This is a genomic window from Terrabacter sp. BE26 (assembly GCF_041941675.1).
Taxonomy (GTDB): Bacteria; Actinomycetota; Actinomycetes; order Actinomycetales; family Dermatophilaceae; genus Terrabacter.
Genome location: NZ_CP090122.1, coordinates 3004023 through 3026180, shown reverse-complemented (window position 1 = coordinate 3026180; position 22158 = coordinate 3004023). Strand labels below are relative to the sequence as shown.

General features: G+C 72.3%; 17 protein-coding genes. 11 read left to right on the top strand and 6 right to left on the bottom strand.

The genetic code is table 11. The features are described from left to right. Nucleotides 1–29 precede the first annotated feature (29 nt). Genes LQK93_RS13950 through LQK93_RS13935 form a run of 4 tightly spaced genes read right to left on the bottom strand, consistent with a single transcriptional unit; the run spans nt 30 to nt 7933 of the window. Nucleotides 30–908: a hypothetical protein gene (locus LQK93_RS13950; protein ID WP_374968380.1), complete on the bottom strand. Its 879-nt coding sequence runs from the start codon at nt 906–908 to the stop codon at nt 30–32. Further along, nucleotides 898–4218, bottom strand: coding sequence for an efflux RND transporter permease subunit (locus LQK93_RS13945; protein ID WP_374968379.1), 3321 nt, complete (start codon nt 4216–4218; stop codon nt 898–900). The genes LQK93_RS13950 and LQK93_RS13945 overlap by 11 nt, the downstream gene beginning before the upstream one ends. Continuing rightward, nucleotides 4215–4658: a hypothetical protein gene (locus LQK93_RS13940; protein WP_374968378.1), complete on the bottom strand. Its 444-nt coding sequence runs from the start codon at nt 4656–4658 to the stop codon at nt 4215–4217. Before LQK93_RS13940 ends, LQK93_RS13945 begins: the two co-directional genes overlap by 4 nt. Then, complete coding sequence (locus LQK93_RS13935) at nt 4655–7933, bottom strand: efflux RND transporter permease subunit (protein ID WP_374968377.1); 3279 nt, start codon at nt 7931–7933, stop codon at nt 4655–4657. The genes LQK93_RS13940 and LQK93_RS13935 overlap by 4 nt, the downstream gene beginning before the upstream one ends. Nucleotides 7934–8008: 75 nt before the next feature. On the opposite strand from LQK93_RS13935, the gene LQK93_RS13930 reads away from it, so the two are divergent. Further along, nucleotides 8009–9397 carry a histidine kinase gene (locus LQK93_RS13930; RefSeq protein WP_374971511.1) on the top strand — a complete coding sequence of 463 codons (1389 nt, stop codon included), beginning with the start codon at nt 8009–8011 and terminating at the stop codon, nt 9395–9397. Continuing rightward, nucleotides 9372–10079: a response regulator gene (locus LQK93_RS13925; RefSeq protein ID WP_374968376.1), complete on the top strand. Its 708-nt coding sequence runs from the start codon at nt 9372–9374 to the stop codon at nt 10077–10079. The genes LQK93_RS13930 and LQK93_RS13925 overlap by 26 nt, the downstream gene beginning before the upstream one ends. Here the strand turns inward: LQK93_RS13925 and LQK93_RS13920 are convergent. Both LQK93_RS13920 and LQK93_RS13915 read right to left on the bottom strand, forming a co-directional pair. Continuing rightward, complete coding sequence (locus tag LQK93_RS13920; RefSeq protein ID WP_374968375.1) at nt 10043–10423, bottom strand: DUF3817 domain-containing protein; 381 nt, start codon at nt 10421–10423, stop codon at nt 10043–10045. The genes LQK93_RS13925 and LQK93_RS13920 overlap by 37 nt on opposite strands. Then, nucleotides 10420–11271 (bottom strand): SURF1 family protein, encoded by an 852-nt coding sequence (locus LQK93_RS13915; protein ID WP_374968374.1) that lies wholly within the window; start codon nt 11269–11271, stop codon nt 10420–10422. Before LQK93_RS13915 ends, LQK93_RS13920 begins: the two co-directional genes overlap by 4 nt. On the opposite strand from LQK93_RS13915, the gene LQK93_RS13910 reads away from it, so the two are divergent. From LQK93_RS13910 to LQK93_RS13870, 9 genes are all read left to right on the top strand, one after another. Further along, a complete protein-coding gene (locus tag LQK93_RS13910) occupies nt 11270–11953 on the top strand; it encodes a hypothetical protein (protein ID WP_374968373.1) in 684 nt (227 codons plus the stop codon). The genes LQK93_RS13915 and LQK93_RS13910 overlap by 2 nt on opposite strands. 114 nt (nt 11954–12067) lie before the next feature. Continuing rightward, nucleotides 12068–14977, top strand: coding sequence for a Na+/H+ antiporter subunit A (locus LQK93_RS13905; RefSeq protein WP_374968372.1), 2910 nt, complete (start codon nt 12068–12070; stop codon nt 14975–14977). Further along, nucleotides 14974–15456 carry a Na(+)/H(+) antiporter subunit C gene (locus tag LQK93_RS13900; protein ID WP_374968371.1) on the top strand — a complete coding sequence of 161 codons (483 nt, stop codon included), beginning with the start codon at nt 14974–14976 and terminating at the stop codon, nt 15454–15456. The genes LQK93_RS13905 and LQK93_RS13900 overlap by 4 nt, the downstream gene beginning before the upstream one ends. Beyond that, nucleotides 15453–17057, top strand: a complete 1605-nt coding sequence (locus LQK93_RS13895; protein WP_374968370.1) for a Na+/H+ antiporter subunit D — start codon at nt 15453–15455, stop codon at nt 17055–17057. The genes LQK93_RS13900 and LQK93_RS13895 overlap by 4 nt, the downstream gene beginning before the upstream one ends. Further along, nucleotides 17054–17722, top strand: coding sequence for a Na+/H+ antiporter subunit E (locus LQK93_RS13890; protein WP_374968369.1), 669 nt, complete (start codon nt 17054–17056; stop codon nt 17720–17722). Before LQK93_RS13895 ends, LQK93_RS13890 begins: the two co-directional genes overlap by 4 nt. Beyond that, on the top strand, nt 17719–18087 hold the full coding sequence (locus LQK93_RS13885) for a monovalent cation/H+ antiporter complex subunit F (RefSeq protein ID WP_374968368.1): 369 nt from the start codon (nt 17719–17721) through the stop codon (nt 18085–18087). The genes LQK93_RS13890 and LQK93_RS13885 overlap by 4 nt, the downstream gene beginning before the upstream one ends. Further along, a complete protein-coding gene (gene mnhG / locus LQK93_RS13880) occupies nt 18084–18449 on the top strand; it encodes a monovalent cation/H(+) antiporter subunit G (RefSeq protein ID WP_374968367.1) in 366 nt (121 codons plus the stop codon). Before LQK93_RS13885 ends, mnhG begins: the two co-directional genes overlap by 4 nt. Nucleotides 18450–18510: 61 nt before the next feature. Next, complete coding sequence (locus LQK93_RS13875; protein ID WP_374968366.1) at nt 18511–20220, top strand: ABC transporter ATP-binding protein; 1710 nt, start codon at nt 18511–18513, stop codon at nt 20218–20220. Next, nucleotides 20220–22001 (top strand): ABC transporter ATP-binding protein, encoded by a 1782-nt coding sequence (locus LQK93_RS13870; protein WP_374968365.1) that lies wholly within the window; start codon nt 20220–20222, stop codon nt 21999–22001. Before LQK93_RS13875 ends, LQK93_RS13870 begins: the two co-directional genes overlap by 1 nt. The last annotated feature ends 157 nt before the right edge of the window (nt 22002–22158 follow it).

Below are 22158 nucleotides of genomic sequence, written 5' to 3'. Positions count from 1 at the left end.
TGGCTGGCGCCCGACGCGATCTCCCCAGATCACCGAGGCCGGTGTGCCGGGCCGGTGGCCCAGTAGTCCTTGGACACCTGGTAGGCCCGGTGGTCGAGACGGAGTGCGTCCGCCCGCGCGGCCCGCAGCTCAGCCGGGGAGAGCTTGCGGAGGGACTTCAGCACCATGACCTCCTGGGAGTCCCCGCCCTGGGCGGAGATGCGCACCAGCCCGACGTGTGGCGCGTAGTACTTGAGCTGGTTGCCGTCCTCGGGGGCGTTGGGGGCCCACTCCTTGATCTTGACCACGCCGGAGTAGCACCCGGTCGGGACGCAGGTGCCCAGGTCCCTGGCCACGACCTGCCCGACGTCGTAGAAGCCGATGGCCGGCGCCCGTCCCTGGACGAACGGCGGGGTGCCCAGCATCGGTCGACCCGGCACCAGGATGCCCGCGTGGGCGCCACGGACCCCGTCGATCCACGTGCTCGGAGCTCCCTGGAACTTCCCGTTCTCGTACTCCTCGGGGTACTCCCCCATCGTCCACACGTTGTCGGCCTCGTCCTGGGCGAAGAAGGCCAGCTCCGCCTCGCTGAGCTCGCCGTCGTTGTAGTCCCGGTCGAGGACGACGCGGGCCCTCGTGCCGTTCACGTTCTTGATGAGGTCGGTGACGACGAAGACGATCTGGTGCAGATGGGTGCCCTCGGCGTCCTTGACCGTGCCCTCGTAGGAGAAGCGCATCCCGGGCTTCAGCGGGAAGTACTTCGAGTCGGTGTCCAGCGGGTGCGAGAACTCAGGCGTGCTCGTGGTCGGGCTCGTGCCCGCGCCCGTCGCCTTGGGCGCCAGGAACACCATCATGGCCAGGAGCGCGGTGGTCGCGATCAGCACGGGGACCGTGACGGCACGCCGCAGGTGCAGCTTCTCAGGTCGCATGGGCTTCTCCTTCGGCGCCGGCCACGGGCGCCGGCTTGTCGAGCGGTCGGTGGAAACGCAGGTAGATCGATGGGACGACGAAGAGGCTCAGCAGGGTGGAGGTCACCAGGCCGCCGAGGATCACGACGGCGAGCGGGTGCTCGATCTCGTGCCCCGGGCGGGACCCGAGGACCACGAGCGGCACGAGCGCGAGGCCGGTGGCGAGCGTCGTCATGAGGATGGGCGCGAGGCGCTCCTTGGCGCCCCGGATCACCAGCGGGAGACCGAACTCCATGCCCTCCTCCTGCTCGAGGTGCTGGTAGTGGTTGATGAGCAGGATCCCGTTCCGTGCGGCGATGCCGAAGACCGTGAAGAAGCCCACGAGCGACCCCAGCGACAGGATCCCGCCGGCCACCCAGGCGGCGAGCACGCCCCCGACGAGGGCCATCGGCAGCGTGAGGAACACGAGGATGGCCAGCCGCCAGCTGCGGAAGGACGTCTGGAGGAGAAGGAGGATGAGCAGCCCGGCGGCGATGGCCGAGGTGAGCAGCCGACTCTGGGCCGTCTGGCGCTCCTGGTACTCCCCCAGGACCTCGGCGTGGTAGCCGCGGGGGAAGCTGACGCTCGCGAGCTTGGCGTTGAGGTCGTTGACGACCGAGCCGAGGTCCCTGCCCTCCACGCCGGCGCCCACGTCGAGTCGGCGCGAGTCACCTTGGCGCTCGATGGTGTTCGGGTTGGGTTGGACCGACACGTCGGCCACGTCCTTGAGCCTGACCTTGGTGCCGGAGGGCGTGTCGATGGGGAGCTGCTCCAGGGCGGTCACGTTCGACCGGGTCTGCGGGGTGCTCCACACGACGACGTCGTACGCCCGGCCGGCCCGGAAGATGTCGCCGACCTCCTCCCCCGCCACGAGGGTCGCTGCAGCACGGCGCACGTCCCCCGGCTTCAGCCCGACCTTCTCGGCTGCGTCGAGCTTCACGCGGACCTCGACCTGCGGGATGTCCTGGGAGATGTCGGTGTGGGCCTCCTTGACGCCCGGGATCGACGCGAGCAGCTTGAGGATCTCGGCGGACTTCGAGCGCAGGACGTGGAGGTCCTCGCCGTAGACCCGCACGATGATCGGCTCCTTGCCACCCGTCAGGACCTCCTCGACGCGTTCGTCGAGGTAGGTCTGGACCTCCGCGAACAGGCCGGGGTAGGTGGCCGCGATGGCGTCGATCCGTTCACGCGTCTGGTCGTAGTCGGCGGAGGGGTCCAGGCTGATCCAGTTCTCGCCGAAGTTGACCCCGAAGACCTCCTCCCCGAGCAGCGCCTGGCCGATGTGCGCCCCGAAGCTGCGCACGCCCGGAACCGCCCGGATCTGCTTGCTCACGGCTGTGGTGGTGCGCACCGTCTCGGCGTCCGAGGTGCCGGGCGCCGCCACCCAGTGCATGAGGAAGTCGCGCTCCTGGAAGGCCGGGAACAGGCTCTGGCCGAGCCCCGACCCCACGAACGCGCCGAGGACGGTGACGGCGGCCGCCGCGGCATACACCCCCCGGGGGCGGACCGCGATGCGACCCAGCGCAGCGACGTAGCCGCGCTGGAGCCAGCGGACCACCGGCGAGGTGCGTCGTTCGATCGGCGCCTTGCGCAGCAGGATGAGGCACAGCGCCGGCGTCAGGGTGAGCGCGACCACCATCGAGGCGACGATCGCCAGGGTGTAGGAGACCGCGAGCGGCCGGAAGAAGGCCCCGGTGAGCCCCTGGAGCAGGAAGACCGGGATGGCTGCGGCGACGATGATCAAGGTGGCGTAGACGATCGGGCTCCGGACCTCGAGCGAGGCGTGCAGGATCACCGACGCCGTCGACTCCGTGCTACCCGACAGCCGCCGCTCGCGCAGTCGCCTCACGATGTTCTCCGCGTCGATGATGGCGTCGTCGACCACCGCCCCCAGCGCGATGACGAGGCCGGCGAGGGTCATCGTGTTGATCGTGGCCCCGGCCAGGTTGAGCACCAGCAGGGTGGCCACGAGGGACAGGGGGATGGTCAGCAGGCTGATCAGGGCCACCCGCCACTCGAAGAGGAACAGCATCAGGATGGCGACCACGAGGAGGAAGCCGAGGAGCAGCGACTGGGACAGGTTCGAGATGGCGAGCTTGACGAAGTCGGCCTGCTGGAAGACGTGGGTGTCGAAGTTGATGTCGGGCAGACCCGGCTTGAGCTGGGCGATGGCCGCCTCGACGCCCGAGGTCAGCTCCAGCGTGTTGGCCCACGGCAGCTTCTCGACCACCAGCAGGATGCCGGGCTGCGAGTCGACCACCGCGTCCCCGATGAGCGGCTGGTGGGTCTCCTCGACCTTCGCGACGTCGCCCAGCGTGGGAGCACGGCCGTCGCCCTCTTCGCTCCTCGCGACGCCTCTCGCGCCACGAGCCGGGGCGGTCCCGGCGGTCGGGGCCGAGGCAGTCGTGGAGCCGGGGGTGGAGCCAGGGGTGGAGGCAGGGGGGGAGGCAGGGGGGGATGCAGTCGTCGACGTCCTCGCCGGCGCCGTGCCGGCGTCCTTGATGGGGACCTTGGCCAGGTCGGCCGGCGTGATGATGGGCAGGACGTTGCGCACGGGAAGGCGCTGGTTGGCCGACTCGATCGTGCCCCCGGTGCCGATGACGCTGCCGCTGGAGAACCTCAGGAGGCCCGAGTCGACCGCATCGGCCGTCGACTCCATGACCTGGTCGAGGGACACGCCCTTGCGGGCCATCCGGGCCGGTTCGACCTGCACGGTCATCAGCTGCAGGCGCTCGTTCCAGATGGCAACGTTGGCCACGCCCGGCACCTGGAGCAGCCGGGTGCGGATGTTCCAGTACGCCGACATCGACATCTGGATCAGGGAGCTCTTCTTCGAAGTCATGCCGATCTGCATGGCGCGCCCGGTGGCGGACACCGGTGCCAGGATCACGGGTGGCGCGGCCCAGGTGGGCAGGCTCGGCGAGACGATGGCGAGACGTTCCTGCACCAGCTGGCGGGCGTGCAGCAGGTCGGTGTCGGGCGAGAAGAGCAGCTCGATCGACGAGAGCTGCGGGACGGACTTCGAGCGCATGTCGTCCAGGCCCTGCAGACCGTTCAGCCCCTGCTCGAGGGGCACGGTCACGAGCTCCTCGACGTCAGAGGTCGACAGGCCGACGCACGCCGTCTGGATGACCACGCGTGGCGGAGCGAACTCGGGGAACACGTCGACCCGCATCTGGGAGAGCGAGGTGAAGCCGAGCACCATCAGCACGACCGACACCGCGACCACGAGGAAGCGCAGGTTCAGGCTGGACTGCACGATCCAGCGGATGACTCCGCGCCGCGCGCTCATTGCTCGCCGCTGATCTCGAGCTCGGCGCCGAGGACCTCAGGGGCACCGACGACGACGACCTTGGAGCCGACCGGTGGCCCGGACGTCAGGGTGGCGACCTTGCCGAAGATCGACTTCACCGTGATCGGCACGCGACGGAACGTGTTCTTCGACTCCTGCCGGTACGTCCAGGTGGTGCCGTCGAGGTAGTAGATCACGGCGGCGTAGGGCACGGTGAGCTCACCAGCGGTGCCCGCCCGGGCGACCGGTGCCGTCGCGATGCCTGCGGCTGCCGCGGCGTCGTCGGTGAGCTGCACCGTCTTGACGTCCGACCCGGGCACGTCCGAGACCACGGCCGGCGGGTTCGCCGCCGGTTGGGCCGAGGACGTCTCGCAGGCGGCGACGCCCGGTACGAGGAGCAGGCACAGGGCGGCCAGCCCCGCTTGCTTGGCAGTCATCATCGTTGGGCTCCCTTCGGGGCGCCACAGAGGGCAGGGACCAGGAACAGCACGACGAACGAGCTCGTCACCAGACCCGCGAGGAGCGAGACGGCGAAGGGCTGCAGGACCTCGGAGCCGGCGCGGTCCCCGAGGAGGGCGGCCGGCGCCACGACGAGCGCGACGAGCACGGCGGTGCGCAGGACGGGGACGACGCGCTCGGTGGCGGACGCTGCCACCGAGACCGCGGGCGGCCCGACACGTTCGCCGGCCGGGTCCGTCAGGCCGACCGAGCCGACCGAGCCGGCCGAGCCGGCCGAGCCGGCCGAGCCGACCGAGCCGGCCGGTGCGGCCGATGCGGCGGGGGCGGTCAGGGGCACCCGTGCTCCGATGCCACGTGCGGTCACGAGACCGCCCACCAGCGTGAGCGCGATGGCGGCGAACACCCCCAGCAGGGGTCCGGTCGACTCGAGACCGCCGACGGCGGGCGCCACGAGCACCGCACCGACCCCTCCGAGCGGTGCCAGCAGCACGAGCGCCACGGCGGCCCGCCAGCTGTTGGTGGCGGCCTGGAGGAGGAGCAGGATCCCGATGAGGACAGCAAGCGACACGAGGGCCACCCGCTTGGCGTCGGCCTCCCGGTCGGCCGCGTCGCTCAGCACCTGCAGGTGCGTCTCGCTCGGCATCGGCACCCGGTTGACGGCCGTGGTGACGTCGGAGACGACCGCCGCGGCCCCGCTGCCGGTGAGGTCGGCCACGACGTCGACGCTGCGCAGCGCCTGGTCGTGCACGATCGTGGCCGGTTCAGGCGCGACCGTCACCTTGGCGACATCACCGAGGCGCACCTGGGACCCGCTGGGCGTGTCGATCCGGACGTCGTCGAAACCCGTGAGGTTGGTCCGGGTCGTCGGCGTCCCGAGCACCACCACGTCGAAGACCTTGGCCTGCTCGTACAGGTTGCCCACGACGAGTCCGCTTGCCAGGGTGGTGGCCGCACGACGCACGTCGCCCGGCCGCAGGCCGGCGCGGTCGGCGGCGGCGAGGTCCACCTCGACGTGCACGGTCGGCTGTCGCGGGGTGGCCACGACCCGTGCGCCCTGGACACCCGACACGGTCGACATGGCGCCCGCGACCTTGGCGGCCGTGGCCTGCATGGCGGCGAGGTCCTGGCCGAAGAGCCGCACCACGATGTCGTGGGTGCCCGCGGCGGTCGCCTGGTCGACCCGATCGGTCGTGTAGGTCATGAGCGCGGTGCTCACGCCGGGGTAGCGGTGAGCCACCCGGTCGATCGAGTCGCGCACCGACTGGTAGTCGGCAGCGCCGTCGAGCGTGAGCCACAGCTCCCCGCTGTTGACGTCCCCGAGCTGGTCGGAGCTCACGGCCCGGCCGACGTGCCCACCGACCGCCGTGACCCCCGGGACTGCCCGCAGCTCGGCGGACATCCGGTCCGACACCCGGGTCATCTCCGTCAGCGAGGTACCCGTGGGCATGTCGACGTGCAGCAGCAGGTCGAGGTCGCGCGCCGTCGGCACCAGGGCGGGAGTGCCGCGCATCACGGCCGCCGTCGAGACTCCCACCCCCACCACCGCGAGCCCCGCGACGAGCGACCACACCAGGGCACGCGTCGTGGCGACCCGCGAGACGAGCCTCGAGAGGAAGCCGGCGACGGCTCGCACCGGCCGGGTCTCACGACGCACGGGAGTGCGGTCCCGCAGGAACAGCAGCAGGAGGGCGGGCGTCACGGTGAGTCCGGCGGCCAGGGCGACCGCAAGGGCCAGGACGTAGGTGAGGACGAGCGGCCGCGTGAAGGCGGTGGCCAGCGTGCTGAGAGCCAGCAGCGGCACCGCAGCGAGCGCGCAGGCCAGCAGACCGACGAACGCCGTCCGCCGGGTTGCACCCAGCGCGTCGGTGAGGACGTCCCGCGCCGACCGGACCCCTCCGGCCGACTGCTCGGCGCGCCAGGCAGCCCGCACGGTCTCGACGTCGCTCGCCGCCTCGTTGACGATGAGCACGACCGCGACGAGCAGGCCGGCGAGCGTCATGCTCGTCAGCGTGCTCCCGCGCAGGTAGAGGACGTAGAGGGTGGTCGTCACCGACACCAGGACCGAGCCGGCGATGACGAACGCCGCCCGGAGTGACCAGAAGAGGAGCAGGGCGCCGATCGTCAGCGCGACCAGTCCCGCCGCGCCGGCGATCCCGATCGTGCGGGCGGCGCTCTCGATGAAGCTGGCGGGACGGTAGACCGACGTGTCGACCTCGATCCCGCTCAGGCCCGGGCGCAGGCCGGCCATCGCGTCCTCGACCGCCTTCGTCACGGTCTCCGTGTCCGCTCCGGGGAACTTCTGGATGACCAGGAAGAGAGACGGTTCGGCGGTGATCGCGTCGCCGATGAGCGGCTGGTGGTCCTCGATGACCTGGGCCACGTCGCCGAGGCGCTTCGTCGACGAATCACCCTCGACCGAGACCTGGGCGAGGTTCTTGGCCGTGGTGATCGGGAGCACGTGCTGGACGGCGAGACGCTGGTTCGGTCCCTCGACGAAGCCGCCCGTGCCGGGGGTCGAGGCCTCCACGAACGTCAGGGGCGAGACCCACAGCGCGTTGCCGGTCGCCTCGATGACCTGATCCAGGGTCACTCCCTGCCGGTGCAGGGTCGCCGGGTCGACCTGCACCTGCAGCTGCCGGTCGCGTTGCCCGTAGATCGACACGTTGGCGACGCCGGGGATGCCCATGAGGCGGGGGCGGATCTTCCACCGGGCAAGGACCGACATGTCGATGAGCGGCACCGTCGTGGAGCGCAGCCCGATCATGGCGACCCGGCTGGCCGATGCGAGCGGCTCCACCATGATCGGTGGGCTCCCGACGTTGGGCAGCGCGTGGGCCTGGGTCAGCCTCTCCTGGACCATCTGCCGGGCCGCGTAGAGGTCGGTCCCCGGCTCGAAGAGGATGTCGATGGCCGACAGTCCCGGCTGTGAACGCGAGTGGATCCGGTCCAGCCAGGGCACGCCGTTGAGCAGGTCCTGCTCGAGCGGGACCGTGATCAGCTGCTCCACCTCCGCTGCCGACAGCCCGAGGGCCTCGGTCTGCACCTGGACGGAGGGAGGCATGAACTCGGGCAGGAAGTCGAGCTTGGCCGAGCCGAGGGCGGAGGCCCCCAGCACGAGGATGCCGGCGGCGACGGCGAGCACGAGCCGGCCGAACCGCGGGTTCGCGCCGACGAGCGCCCCGGGACTCATGGCCGGGTCCCTGCTGCAGCGCAGCGGTTCGAGCGGCTCGGGAGCCTCGTCGGCACGTGCAGGCACGGGGCAATGGCAGTCATTCCCGCTCCCCTCGTTGGGAGTCCGTCGTACGGTGATGCTCGAGGCTATTAGGGGGTGATGGTCGTGGTCTTCCGCCGCCAGACCTCACTTCGCCTCCTCCGGCCGCAGCAGGTGGGCCTACCCCAGGAGGGCCCCGTCCCCGCCTCCGGGAGGACGGTGCCCAGCCCCGGTGACCACGGCACGGACCAGACACCCGGCGCCGTCTCGCTCGCCGACGTCGCCCTCGTCCTCGTCGTGGCGACCGCGTCGCTCGTCGGCTTCATCGAGCGCTCCAAGCAGGCCCTGGACACCGAGGACGCGCCCCTGCACTTCCTGGGTCTGGACCGGATGGGCGCCGCCCTGACCCTGGTGGCGTGTGCAGCGCTGCTCTGGCGGCGCTCGTTCCCCGGCTGGGTGCTCCTGGTCGCCACGCTCGCCGCCGTCGCGGGGAACGTCGCCGGCTACCCCCCGGCTCCGCTGCCGTATGCCGTCGTCGTCGCAGCCTTCACCGTCGGCCAGCGCTGGTCGCTCGCTGCGTCCGCGGTCGCCCTCGTCCCAGCCCTGCTCGCCATGGCGGTGAGTGCGTTCGCTCGGTTCGGTACCGGTGTCGACGACGAGGTCCTGACCGAGCTGCTCGCGATCCTCGCCGCCTGGGCGCTGGGCCGCCAGTACCGGCTCGGCCGGATCCGCACCCGCCTGCTGGAGGAGCGAACCCGCCTGCTCGAGCAGCGGGCCCGGCACCTGACCCAGGAGCAGTCGACCGTGGCTGCGCTCGCCGCCGCGCAGGAGCGGGCCACGATCGCGCGGGAGCTGCACGACGTGGTGGCCAACGACGTCGGGGTCATCGTGGCGCAGGCCGGTGCCGCCCGGCGTCGGGAGCAGCTCGGCGGCCACGGTTCGGCCGAGGTGCTCACGTCGATCGAGTCCCTCGGCAGGGAGGCACTGACCGACATGAGGCGACTGGTCGGGGTGCTCCGGTCGATCGGCGACGACGTGAGCGCCCGCGCACCGGGGCTGGACCGGCTGGAGCACCTCGTCGCCAGGCTGGCCGCCACGGGCACGGACGTCCGGCTCGTGGTGACCGGTGACCGGCGACCGCTCTCACCCACGGTCGAGCTCAACGCGTACCGCATCGTGCAGGAGTCCCTCACCAACGCCATGAAGCACGCCAGCGGCTCCCCCGTGAGGGTCCTGGTCGACTTCGGGACGGAACAGCTCCACCTCGTCGTGCGCGACCTCGGTTGCAACGCCGCCTCCCAGCCCTCCGAGCCCACCCAACCCACCGAACCCACCGAGTCCACGGAGTCCGCGTCGGGCAACGGCCTGCTGGGGATGCAGCAGCGGGTGGACCTCCTCGGGGGCGTCCTGCGGACGGGACCGGCCGCCGACGGCGGTTTCGTCGTCGACTGCGTCCTCCCCGTCCCAGCTCTGGAGGTGGCACGTGACGGTGCGGGTGCTGATCGCTGACGACCAGCCGCTCATGCGGCGTGCGCTCGCGGACTGCCTGAGGGGTGAGCGCGACATCGAGGTCGTGGCCGAGGCGGCCAACGGCCAGGAGGCCGTCGAGCTCGCGACGAGGCTGGGGGTCGACGTCGCGCTCCTCGACATCCGCATGCCCGTGCTGGACGGGCTCGAGGCCACGCGCCGCATCGTCCGGGGGGACGGCGGTTCGCGCACCCGGGTCGTGATGGTGACGACCTTCGACTTCGACGAGTACATCGTCGCCGCCCTCCGGGCAGGTGCCAGCGGCTTCCTGCTCAAGGACGCGACGCCGGAGGAGCTGGTCCAGGCCGTCCGGGTCGTCGCACGGGGAGAGGCGCTGCTGGCCCCTGCGGTCACCAAGCGGCTGCTGGAGCGCTACGCGCAGTACCTACCGTTCACGCCGCCCGACCGGGACCCGCTGGCCGAGCTCACCCCGCGCGAGCTGGCCGTCCTGCGCCTCGTGGCGCGCGGCCACACCAACGCCGAGGTGGCGGCCGACCTGCACCTCGCAGAGAGCAGCGTGAAGACGCACATCGCGCACCTGCTCTCCAAGCTCCGCGCGCGCGACCGCGTCCACCTGGTCATCCACGCCTACGAGGCAGGACTCGTGGCCCCCAACCGGGAAGCGGGTCAGGAGGACCCGGGGCCCGGCGTGCCGGCCGTGTAGGCCCGCGAGAGCAGGGCCTCGGTCTGCACCGTGTTGCGTCGCTCCGCCACCCACGGCACGACCGGCACGAAGCCGGCGAGGAGGTTCTTGACGATGCGCACCGGGCCCCACGCGGCCTTGAGGCCCAGGTTGGCGACGGACACGGCATACGCGAAGTAGATGAGGCCGTGGATCGGGCTCCAGTACTGCGTCAGGAGGTTGGTCTGCTTGAAGACGTACTTCATGACCATCTCGAGGATGAGGACGAAGAGCGCGAAGCCCGCGACGGTCGCGAGGACTCGGTAGGCGGACAGGGCCGAGCGGATCTGCTGCGGCTTGGCCAGGGTCTGGGGGTACGTGCTCACGTCGGGACGCCTTCTCTCGGTGCGGCGACGGGCTCGGCCGCCTCCTGCTCTGCTCGGAACATCTTCCACCACATCCAGATCGCGAAGATCCCGAAGACCCACCACTGCACCGCGTAGGCCGCGTTGCGCAGGTTGAGGGGGGCGTCGAGCTGGGGCGGTGGGACGCGGGTCAGCCCTGCCTCGGACAGGGGGGTGCCGGTCGTCGGGCCCGCGGACTCGGCCGAGGCCAGCACGACGACGTTGTAGAGCTCGCCCGGCCACTCGTTGACGAGGGAGGCGAGGTCGATGGAGCGCACCTGCGGCGCGGGCAGCGGGTCACCGGGCTGGGGGGACTCCCCCGGTCCCAGCGTGCCCCTGACGGTGACGACACCTGCGGGAGGCTCGGGGACCGAGGCCGGCGTGCCGTCGACGAAGCCGCGCAGCACCGGGACGGTGCCGCCCTGCGTCTCGAGCGGCGTGACCACCCACGACCCGAGCCGGTCGCCCAGGCGGCGGTCGACGACCAGCAGGCTGCGCCCGGCGGCATACGTCCCCGTCACCGTGACGGCACGGTTGGAGAACTCCCCCCGGAACGCGCTGTGCGGTGCGGTGACCTGCTGCAGCGGGGCGCGCTGCAGGCTCGAGGCGGCGGCCACCACGTCCTTGCGGCCCGAGTCGCGGGCCACGCCGAGCTGCCAGAGGCCGAGCAGGACGCACGCGGCGACGACGACGAGCAGGGCGGCCAACATGCCGACCCAGCGAGGGGTGAGCAGGCGCCGGAACACCTCCTCAGCGTAGGTCACCGCGGCCGCGCGGCCCGAACCGGCCGCCCTCGGCAGCACGGGCGCCGTGGCAGACTCTCGGGCCATGTCGTCCTTGTCCCGGCAGGCCGGCCGTATGCCGTCCCGTGCCCTTGCGCTCGTCCCCGCCGTCGCCGCCGGCGTGGCCGTGGTCGCCGTCCTGGCGTCCTGCGGGTCCACCGACCTGCCGTCCCCGCGACGCACCGTCACGGTCACCGTCGACCCGCCCGCACCGGCCGCGACCGGGGCGGGAGCGGCCACGCCGAGTGCGATCCCCACCGCCGCCGCGAGCTCGGCGGACGTGCCCAGCGCCATGGCGGCCGGCCCGCAGCGCGGCGCCCCGAAGTCCTTCGCCGAGGCCAAGGCACGGATCGACCGGGCCAAGCCGGTCGCCGGCGTCACCAGCCGTTTCCAGAGTCCCACCGGCAACATCGTGTGCCAGCGCAGCACCGACTCCACCGCTGCGGCGTGCGAGGTCGCCAAGGGCCGGATCCCCCCGCCGCTGCCCTCCATCTGCGGGGCCCAGGGCCCCAAGGACATCGGCCGCATCGAGCTCCGCCAGGACGCGGCGTACCCGGTGTGCAACTCCGACAGCATCCGCAGGGGCGGCGAGCCGACGCTGCCCTACGGCTCGCGCACGAAGCCGTCGGGCACCACGGCGTGCCTGAGCGAGGAGTCCGGCGTGACCTGCATCGACAGCGCGACCGGCCACGGGTTCTTCCTCGCCAGGGAGACCTTCGTGACCTTCTGAACGGACCGCGCCGGGTGGGCGCCGATCCGGAGGCACGCTCCGCTGCACGTAGGATGAGAGCCACGAACGCGTTCTGCGTGGACCGCCCGCACACCCGACGACCGAAGGGCCGCCGTGGCGCAACTCCTGCTCCTGCACCTGCTCGCTGCGGCCCTCGCGCCGTGGCTGGCCACGGTCCTGCGCTCGAGGGCGTTCCCCGTCCTGGCGCTCGCTCCGGCAGCGGCGTTCGGCTGGCTCGTGTCCGTCTCGGCCGACGTCCGCGCGGGCAACCTTCCCACGCAACGGATCTCGTGGGTGCCGGGTCTCGGCATCGACCTCGACTTCCGCCTCACGACGCTGTCGTGGGTGCTGGGCCTCCTCGTGACGGGCGTCGGCGCGCTCGTGCTGCTCTACTGCACCTGGTACTTCACCGACCGGGACCCGTCGCTGTGGCGCTTCACATCGGTCTTCACCGCCTTCGCCGGGGCGATGCTCGGGCTCGTCCTCACCGACAACCTGCTGATGCTCTACGTCTTCTGGGAGCTGACGACCGTCTTCTCCTACCTGCTCATCGGCCACAACCCGGCGAGCTCGACGAACCGGCGTGCGGCCATGCAGGCGCTGCTCGTCACGACCTTCGGCGGCCTGGCGATGCTCATCGGCATCATCGCCCTCGGCGTGCACCACACATACTCCATCTCCGAGCTGCTCGCCCATGCGCCGGCACTGGACGCCGTGACGGTGGCGGCCGTCGTGCTGCTCCTCGTGGGCGCACTCTCGAAGTCGGCCCTCGTGCCGTTCCACTTCTGGCTGCCGGGCGCCATGGCGGCCCCCACCCCGGTCAGCGCGTACCTGCACGCCGCGGCCATGGTGAAGGCCGGCGTCTACCTCGTGGCCCTGCTCGCCCCCGTCTTCGCCGGCGCGCCCGGCTGGCACGCCCTCACCGTCGGTCTCGGCCTCTTCACGATGCTCGTCGGCGGGTGGCGGGCCCTGCGCCAGCACGACATCAAGCTGCTGCTCGCCTACGGCACCGTGAGCCAGCTCGGCTTCATGGTCGCGGTCGCGGGTCTCGGCACGAAGGCGTCGGCCCTCGCGGCCCTGGCCCTGGTCATCGCCCACGCGCTGTTCAAGTCGACCCTCTTCCTCTCCGTCGGCGTCGTCGACAAGTGCACGGGCACCCGCGACCTGCGTGAGCTCTCGGGCGTCGGAGGGCAGCTGCTGCCCGTCGCCGTGCCGGCGACGCTCGCCGGCCTCTCGATGGCCGGGATCATCCCCCTCGCGGGGTTCGTGTCCAAGGAGAGCGCGCTCGAGTCGCTGTGGGAGGACGTGCACACCTCGGTCCCGCTCGCCGCCCCGTGGAGCTGGCTCGCGGTCACCGGCGTCGTCGCGGGCTCGGCGCTCACCGTCGCCTACACGGCTCGCTTCCTCTGGGGTGCCTTCGCCACGAAGCCCGGCGTGCCCGTGACGCGGGTCAAGGCGGCCCACCCCGGCTTCGTGCTCTCCCCGCTGCTGCTCGGCGTCGGCGGCCTGGCGCTGGGCCTGCTCGCGCCGCTCGAGTCGCCGTGGCTGCTGCCGTATGCGGCCCAGTTCGCCCTCGGGGCCGAGCCGCAGCCACTCGCCCTGTGGCACGGCGTCACCGCGCCGCTCCTGCTGTCCCTCGTGTCCGTCGCGATCGGGCTCGGGCTCTTCGTCCAGCGCGCCCAGGTCGCCCGGGTGCAGGCGGGGGTGCCGCCGCTCGTCGACGGCGAGCGCGGCTTCGCCCGGGCCCTGCGCTGGGTCGACCGGGGCGCCGTCGAGACGACCGCCGTGACGCAGCGGGGGTCGCTGCCGATCTACCTGGCCGGCATACTCCTCGTGTTCGTGGCGCTGCCCGGGCTCGCTGCCGTGACCCGGGGCACCTTCCCGTCGGTTCGCTTGTGGGACAGCGCCGGACAGGCCGTCGTCGGCGTCGTCGTGGTCGCTGCTGCGGTGCTCGTCCTGGTGACGCGCCGGCGCCTGACCGCCGTCATGCTCGTCGGTGCCACCGGCTACGGCGTCTCGCTCCTCTTCATCCTCCACGGGGCCCCCGACCTCGCGATCACGCAGATGCTCGTCGAGACCGTCTCGCTCGTCGTGTTCGTGCTGGCGCTACGCCGACTGCCGACGAAGTTCACCCGGCACCCGCAGTCCCCGTCACGCTCCTGGCGACTCGCGCTCGGAGCGGCCGTCGGCGCCTCCGTCGGCGCCATCGCCCTCGTCGCATCGGGGGGCCGCACGACCCAACCCGTGTCCGCCGGCTTCCCCACCGAGGCGTACGCGTTCGGCCACGGCAAGAACATCGTCAACGTCACGCTCGTCGACATCCGCGCCTGGGACACCCTCGGCGAGGTGTCGGTGCTGGTCGCCGCAGCGACCGGCGTCGCCAGCCTGATCTTCGTGCGCACCCGCAACACCCGACTGTCGCGGGCCAGCGCGAAGGAGCTGCCGTCGAGCGAGCCCGCCCGCGGCACCTGGCTGCACGGCGGCCGCACGATGCGTACCGAGAAGCGGTCGGTGATCTTCGAGGTCGTCACTCGCCTGGTCTTCCACGTCATGCTCGCCGCCTCGCTCTTCCTGCTCTTCGCCGGCCACAACCAGCCCGGGGGCGGGTTCGCCGGGGGGCTCGTCGCGGGGCTCGCGCTCGTCGTGCGCTACCTCGCCGGCGGCCGCTACGAGCTCGACGAGGCGGCTCCCTTCGACGCGGGACTGCTCGTCGGCCTGGGGCTGCTCGTCGCGGTCGGCTCGGCCCTCGCCCCGCTCGCCTTCGGCGGCACGGTCCTGGAGACGACGGCCGTCGACTTCACGCTGCCCCCGTGGGGCGAGGTGCACCTGGTGACCTCGCTCTTCTTCGACATCGGGGTCTACCTCATCGTCGTGGGGATGATGCTCGACATCGTCCGCAGCCTCGGCACGGGCATCGACCGCCAGGTCGCCGACGAGGCGACGAACGAGGCGACGGGCGAGGCGCGCGGCGGGACGGGCGACGGGACGGACGACGGGGACGCGCGGGAGGTGGTGCCGTCATGACGACGCTCGCCCCTGCCCTCATCGAGGCGAGGCTGGAGCCGAACCTCACCCTGGTGCTCGTGACCGTCGGCCTCGTGACGGCAGGCACGGCCCTGGCCCTCGACCGCAGCCTCGTGCGCGTGCTCCTCGGCATGGTGCTCATCGGCAACGGCGTCGCCGTGCTCTACCTCGTCATCAGCGGGCGAGCCGGCCGGGCTCCCTTCGTCGGCGAGGACCCGGCCGCCATCAGCGACCCCCTCCCCCAGGCGATGGTGCTGACCGCCATCGTCATCTCGCTCGCGACGATCGGCTTCCTGCTGGCCCTGTCGTACCGGCTGTGGCAGATCTCCGGCACCGACGACGTGCCCGACGACACCGAGGACGCCCACATCCAGCGCCTTGCCCTCGAGGACCAGACCTCGTCCACGTACGACCCGTCCGAGACGTCCACGACGACGTCCGACGAGCTCGCCGACGAGGACCGGAGTCCCGCCCCGTGACCGACCTCACGACAGGCCTGCGCGTGCCCGACCTCGTCCCGCTCCCCGTGCTGCTGCCCCTGCTCGGGGCGGCGCTCACCCTCGCCTTCCGCCGGTCGCCGCGCCTGCAGCGGGGCGTGAGCATCGCCGTGCTGGCCGCCGTCGTCGCAGTCGCCGCCGTTCTCGTGTGGCAGACCGACACGAACGGCCCGCAGGTGCTGTGGCTCGGCGCGTGGCAGGAGCCGCTCGGCATCTCCCTCGTCGCCGACCGCCTCAGCGCCCTCATGCTGCTCGTCTCGAGCATCGTCACCCTGCTCGTCCTCGTCTTCGCCATCGGGCAGGGCCAGGCCGAGAGCGAGGAGGAGGGCGAGAGCGAGACCCCGCTGACGATCTTCCACCCGACCTACCTCGTCCTCGCCGCGGGCGTGTCCAACGCGTTCCTCGCGGGCGACCTGTTCAACCTCTTCGTCGGCTTCGAGATGCTCCTCTTCAGCTCCTACGTGCTCATCACCCTCGGCGGCTCCGCCGCCCGCATCCACGCCGGCACCACCTACGTCGTCGTCAGCCTCCTCAGCTCCGCGCTCTTCCTCGTCGGCATCGCCGCCGTGTATGCCGCCACGGGCACCGTCAACCTCGCCCAGCTCTCGATCCGCATCAGCGGCCTCTCCCCCGCCGTGGCGCTCGTGCTGCAGCTCTCGCTGCTCACGGCCTTCGCCATCAAGGCGGCGATCTTCCCGATGTCGGCGTGGCTGCCCGACAGCTACCCCACCGCCCCGGCACCGGTGACAGCCGTCTTCGCGGGGCTGCTGACGAAGGTCGGCGTCTACGCGATCATCCGGGTGCAGACGCTGCTCTTCCCCGACTCGCCGCTGCAGGGCCTGCTGATGTGGGCGGCGCTGCTGACGATGGTGGTCGGCATCCTCGGCGCCGTGTCGCAGTCGGGACTGAAGAGGATCCTGTCCTTCACCCTCGTGAGCCACATCGGCTACATGGTCTTCGGCATCGCGCTGGCCACCCCGGCCGGCACGGCGGGCGCCATCTTCTACGTCGCCCACCACATCACGATCCAGACGGCGCTGTTCCTCATCACCGGCCTGGTCGAGCGACTCGCCGGCACACCCTCGCTCGACCGCCTCGGCGGACTGGCCGTCGCCTCCCCCGTGCTGGCGACGCTCTTCTTCGTCTCCGCGATGAACCTGTCGGGCATCCCCCCGCTGTCCGGCTTCCTGGCGAAGGTCGGCCTGCTCGACGCCGGCATCGCGGTCGGCACACCGCTCGCGTGGCTGCTCGTGGTCGGCGGCATCATGACGAGCCTGCTCACGCTCTACGCCCTGGCCAAGGTGTGGAGCCAGGCCTTCTGGCGCACCCTCGCCGAGGCCCCCCAGTCACCCGCGCCCGCCGGGGACGGCGCCGGTGACGGCGGGGTCGCCGTCCGCGTCGAGGCGCCCGCCCGGACCCTGCCACGGACGATGCTGGCGGCCACGGCCGCCATGACCGCCGTGGGGCTGCTCATCACCCTCGTCGCCGGCCCCCTCTACGCCTTCACCCAGCGAGCCGCGGCCGACCTCACGAGCCGCGCGCCCTACGTCACGAGCGTCCTGCCCGAGGAGGTCCGCCGATGACGGACCCACCCAGCAGCACGCACACGGCCGGCCACCAGGTGTCCGCGCGGCCGCGCCGGCGACGCGTCTTCCAGCCGCGGGCCGTTGTCGCCATCGCCCTCGCCTGGGTGCTGCTGTGGGACCGCGTGAGCTGGGGCAACGTCGTCAACGGCCTCCTCGTCGGCCTGCTGGTCACCTACGCGTTCCCGCTGCCGTCCATCGAGTTCCACGGGCGGCTGCGGCCGCACCGCGTGGCGCTGCTCATCGGGCGGTTCCTCCTCGACCTCGTCGTGTCCTCGTGGCAGGTGATGCGGCTCGCCTTCGGCAGGCGCCGCCCCCGCAACGCCGTCATCGAGGTGCAGCTGCGCTCCCGCTCGGACCTCTACCTGACGCTCACGGCCGAGCTGGTCGCCCTCGTGCCCGGCTCGGTCGTCGTCGAGGCCCGCAGGTCCACCTCCGTGCTCTACCTGCACCTGCTCGACGTCGAGCGCGAGGGTCGCATCGAGGCCCAGCGCGCCAGCGCCCTCGCCGTCGAGCGACGCGTCGTGCGAGCCATCGGCTCCCGAGAGGAGATCGTCGCCCTCGAGACCGGCTCGCCCTGGCCGGGGACGTCCCCGGCACCAGCCACCGACCGCACGGCGCCTGTCGATCCTGCCGATCCTCTGGACGACGAGGAGACCCCATGACCATCGTCATCGCGGCCGCCCTGACGATGCTCGGTGCAGCAGCGGCCCTCGTCCTCGTCCGGCTGTTCCAGGGCCCGAGCAACCTCGACCGCATCGTCGCTGCCGAGATCCTGCTCGTCATCGTCATCGCGGGCGTCGCCCTCGAGTCGGCGCGCCAGCGCACGACGACCTACCTGCCGCTGCTGATGATCCTCGGCCTCGTCGGTTTCGTCGGCGGGGTCGCGGTGACCCGGTTCCTCTCCCGAGACTCCGATGACCCGGAAGCCGTCGTCCGAGAGCACACGGACCAGGGCCCCGACCAGGGCACCGACCAGGGCCCCGACCAGGGCCCCGACCAGGGCCCCGAGGAGCGTGACCGGCCATGAGCTGGCTGTCCGTGCTCGACGGCGCGGGAGCGGTCTGCCTCCTGCTCGGCGCGTTCCTCTGCCTCGCCGGAGCCATCGGCCTGGTCCGGTTCCCCGACACGCTCTCGCGGCTGCACGCCGCCACCAAGCCGCAGACCCTCGGACTGATCCTCATCCTCGCCGGGCTGGCCCTGAGCCTGCGCACGTGGGCCGCGGTCACGACGCTCGTCCTGCTGGCCGCCACCCAGTTCCTCACCTCGCCTGTCTCGGCGCACCTCGTGGGGCGCGCCGCCTACCGCAACCGGTGCGTCGACGCCGACACCCTCGAGGTGGACGAGCTGTCCGACGCCCTCGACCGCTCGCGCCCCGACCCGACGCCGTGAGCGGACAGCACGGCAGAAAATGACGTGAGGTGCCTGCGGCCGCGAACCTAAACTGCGGCAAGTGATCTCGCTGCCCCACGCCGACCCAGGCACGCCCGACCTGACGAGCCCGACGGCATACCTGAAGTGGGTCGGCAAGGGCCAGTGGCACACCCTCGTCGTGGCGATCGCCTTCGGCATCGTCTGGCTCGTGAGCCAGGCCCTCTTCCCCGCCGCGATGGGCAAGGCCATCGACGAGGGCATCATCGGCGGCGACCCCGGCGGCCTGCTGCGGTGGTGCCTCATCCTCGTCGGCCTCGTCGTGCTGAGCGCCGCCTCCGGCGCGATGCGCCACAAGTACGCCGTCATGAACTGGATGCAGGGCGCGTTCCGCTCCGCGCAGCTGATCGGCCACAAGGCCGCCGACACCGGCGAGGCCCTGACCCGCACGGTCCCGACCGGCGACGTCGTCGCGACGGTCAGCTCGGACGCGATGCGCATCGGCGGGCTCTACGACGTCTCGGCCCGGTTCGCCGGGGCGGTCGTCTCCTACGTCGTCGTCGCGCTGATCCTGCTGGGCGCCTCCACCCCGCTCGGGCTCGTGGTCCTCATCGGCGTCCCCGTCCTCGTCGCCTGCCTGACCTTCATCGTCCGCCCGCTCCAGTCGCGCCAGCTCGCCCAGCGCGAGGAGTCCGGCACCCTCATCGGCCTCGGCGCCGACACCGTCGCCGGCCTGCGCGTGCTGCGCGGGATCGGCGGCGAGCAGCCCTTCCTGACGAGGTATGCCGCCCAGTCCCAGTCCGTGCGGCAGGTCGGCAACCGGGTGGCCGGCTACCAGGCGGCGCTCGACGCCGCCCAGGTGCTGCTGCCCGGCATCTTCGTCCTCGTCGTCGTCTGGCTGGGCGCCCGCTTCGCGATCGAGGGCGAGATCACGCCGGGCCAGCTCGTCGCGTTCTACGGCTACACCGCCTTCCTCGTCATCCCCCTGCGCACGGCCACCGAGATGGTCGACCGGGCCACCCGGGCCCACATCGGCGCCGGCAAGCTGACCCGCATCCTCCGGGTCCGCCCCGACCAGGCGGAGCCGGCCGAGCCGCAGCCGCTGCCGAGGGAGCCGGCCCTGCTGCACGACCCCGACAGCGGCGTGACCGTCGAGCCCGGCCGCTTCACCGTGGTCGTCTCCGCTCAGCCGGAGGAGTCGGCGGCCCTCGCCGACCGGCTCGGCCGGTTCGGCGCCGGCGAGACCGACGTGCGCCTCGACGGCACGCGCCTGGCCGACGCCTCGCTCGCCGAGGTGCGACGCCGCGTCGTCGTGTCCGAGAGCGACCCGCGGCTCTTCACCGGGACGCTGCGCGAGGGGCTCGACCCGTGGGGCGAGCACGACGACGCCGCGATCCTGGAGGCCCTCGCCGTGGCGAGCGGCGACGACGTGCTCGAGGCGCTGCCCGGCGGCCTCGACAACGAGGTCGAGGAGCGCGGCCGGGCGTTCTCCGGCGGCCAGCGCCAGCGCCTCGCCCTGACCCGCGCGCTGCTCACCGGTGCCGAGACGCTCGTGCTCGTCGAGCCCACCAGCGCGGTCGACGCCCACACCGAGTCCCGCATCGCCGGCCGAATCACCGCGGCCCGCGCCGGGCGCACGACGGTCGTGATGTCGGCGAGCCCCCTGCTGCTCGACCGGGCCGACTCCGTCGTGTTCGTCCGGAACGGCCGCGTCGCGGCGACCGGCACCCACGCCGAGCTCATGGCAGGCGTACCCGACTACCGACGCACCGTCGTCCGAGGGGAGGACTGATGTCGCAGGCACCGGCGCCGTCCACGGCGTCCGCACGCTCACTGCCCGTGGCCGACATGGCCTCGGTCCGGGCCCACACCCGCGGGCTCGCCCGCCGGCACCGCCGCGGCATCGCCCTCGTCATCGGCCTGCACGCCGTCGCGGCCGCCGCCGCCCTCGTGGCACCGCGTGTCATCGGCCTGCTCGTCGACGAGATCAGCCACGGCCGGTCGCTCGCGGTCGTCGACCGGCTCGCGCTGTGGATCGCGGCCGCCGTGGTCGTGCAGACGGTCACCACGTGGTTCGCCCGGCGCGCCTCGTTCGTCCTCGGCGAGACGATCTTCGCCGAGCTGCGCGAGCAGTTCATGGAGCGGGTCGTCGAGCTGCCCCTCTCGACCGTCGAGCGCGCCGGCACCGGCGACCTCGTCTCGCGCACGACCAACGACGTGGAGGCGCTCTCGCGCGTCATCCGCTTCGGCGTCCCCGCCATCTTCGTCGGTTCCGTGACCACCGTCATCACGGTGGTCGCCGCCTTCGTCACCGGGTGGCAGGTCGCACTGGCCGTCCTCGTCGGCGTGCCGATCCTCGGGCTGTCGACTCGCCGCTACCTGCGGCACGCACCGGACGGCTACCTCCGCGAGCGGGCCACGTATGCCGTGCTCAACGGGGTCGTCACCGAGTCCGCCGACGGCGGGCGCACCATCGACGCCCTCGGCCTGCGCAGCCGGCGCCGGCGGCGCATGGACGACGCCCTGCGCGACTGCTACGACGCCGAGCTCTACACCCTTGGGCTGCGCCTGCGGTGGTTCCCCTCGGTCGAGTTCGCCTTCTTCGCGCCGGTCGCGGTCACCCTCCTGTGGGGTGGCTTCCTCATCTCGCAGGACCTCGCCACGGCGGGCACCGTCACGGCGGTGGCGCTCTACGTCCAGCAGATGGCCGGCCCGCTCGACGAGCTGATCTCCTGGCTCGACGAGATCCAGATCGGCGCGACGTCGCTCGCCCGCGTCATCGGCATCGGGGACGTGCCGCCCGACCGTGCGGCCACGGGCGAGGAGCCGGCGGACGACCGCCTCGCAGCCACCGACGTGCACTACTCCTACCGCGCGGGCCGGGACGTCCTGCGCGGGGTGAGCCTCGACCTGCGCCCCGGCGAGCGCCTCGCGATCGTCGGGCCCTCCGGTGCCGGCAAGTCGACGCTCGGAAGGCTCATGGCCGGCATCGACGGACCCCGGCAGGGCCGGGTCGAGGTCGGTGGCGTGCGCCTGGTGGACCTCGAGCTGGCCCGGCTGCGCGGGCAGGTGGCGCTCGTGACCCAGGAGCACCACGTCTTCGTCGGGTCGCTCGAGGACAACCTGCGTCTCGCCCGCCCCGACGCCTCGCGCGAGCAGCTGCTCGAGGCGCTCGCGGCGGTCGACGCCCGGGACTGGGCAGAGCGCCTGCCCGGGGGCCTCGCGACCCGCGTGGGCTCCGGCGGGCACCGCCTCAGCGAGCCGCAGGCCCAACAGCTGGCCCTGGCCCGGCTCGTCCTGGCCGACCCGCACACGCTGGTGCTCGACGAGGCCACCTCGCTGCTCGACCCCCGCGCGGCGCGACACCTCGAACGGTCCCTGGCGGCGGTCGTCGAAGGGCGCACCGTCGTGGCCATCGCGCACCGACTCATGACCGCGCACGACGCCAACCGGGTGTGCGTCGTCGAGGACGGCGAGATCAGCGAGATCGGCTCGCACGAGGAGCTGCTCCGGGCCAACGGGGCGTATGCCGCCCTGTGGCGCTCGTGGCGCGACGAGCCCTCGGTCGTCTGACCGGGACAGCAGCCCGTCCCGGTGGTGCGTCCGGTCCGTGCGGTCCTTCATCAGGTCCCGGCAAAGATTCGGCAGGACGCGTAACCCCTCTCGTGCTGCCTCGTTTGCAGCGCGGTGCCGGGTCGTTTCTCGACTGGTTAGGGCCCGCACCGTGGGG

Coding starts and splice junctions, on each gene's coding strand:
- LQK93_RS13950 (WP_374968380.1), bottom strand. CDS start 908: ATGCGACCTGAGAAGCTGCACCTGCGGCGTGCCGTCACGGTCCCCGTG.
- LQK93_RS13945 (WP_374968379.1), bottom strand. CDS start 4,218: ATGAGCGCGCGGCGCGGAGTCATCCGCTGGATCGTGCAGTCCAGCCTG.
- LQK93_RS13940 (WP_374968378.1), bottom strand. CDS start 4,658: ATGATGACTGCCAAGCAAGCGGGGCTGGCCGCCCTGTGCCTGCTCCTC.
- LQK93_RS13930 (WP_374971511.1), top strand. CDS start 8,009: ATGGTCGTGGTCTTCCGCCGCCAGACCTCACTTCGCCTCCTCCGGCCG.
- LQK93_RS13910 (WP_374968373.1), top strand. CDS start 11,270: ATGTCGTCCTTGTCCCGGCAGGCCGGCCGTATGCCGTCCCGTGCCCTT.
- LQK93_RS13915 (WP_374968374.1), bottom strand. CDS start 11,271: ATGGCCCGAGAGTCTGCCACGGCGCCCGTGCTGCCGAGGGCGGCCGGT.
- LQK93_RS13900 (WP_374968371.1), top strand. CDS start 14,974: ATGACGACGCTCGCCCCTGCCCTCATCGAGGCGAGGCTGGAGCCGAAC.
- LQK93_RS13890 (WP_374968369.1), top strand. CDS start 17,054: ATGACGGACCCACCCAGCAGCACGCACACGGCCGGCCACCAGGTGTCC.
- LQK93_RS13885 (WP_374968368.1), top strand. CDS start 17,719: ATGACCATCGTCATCGCGGCCGCCCTGACGATGCTCGGTGCAGCAGCG.
- mnhG (WP_374968367.1), top strand. CDS start 18,084: ATGAGCTGGCTGTCCGTGCTCGACGGCGCGGGAGCGGTCTGCCTCCTG.
- LQK93_RS13870 (WP_374968365.1), top strand. CDS start 20,220: ATGTCGCAGGCACCGGCGCCGTCCACGGCGTCCGCACGCTCACTGCCC.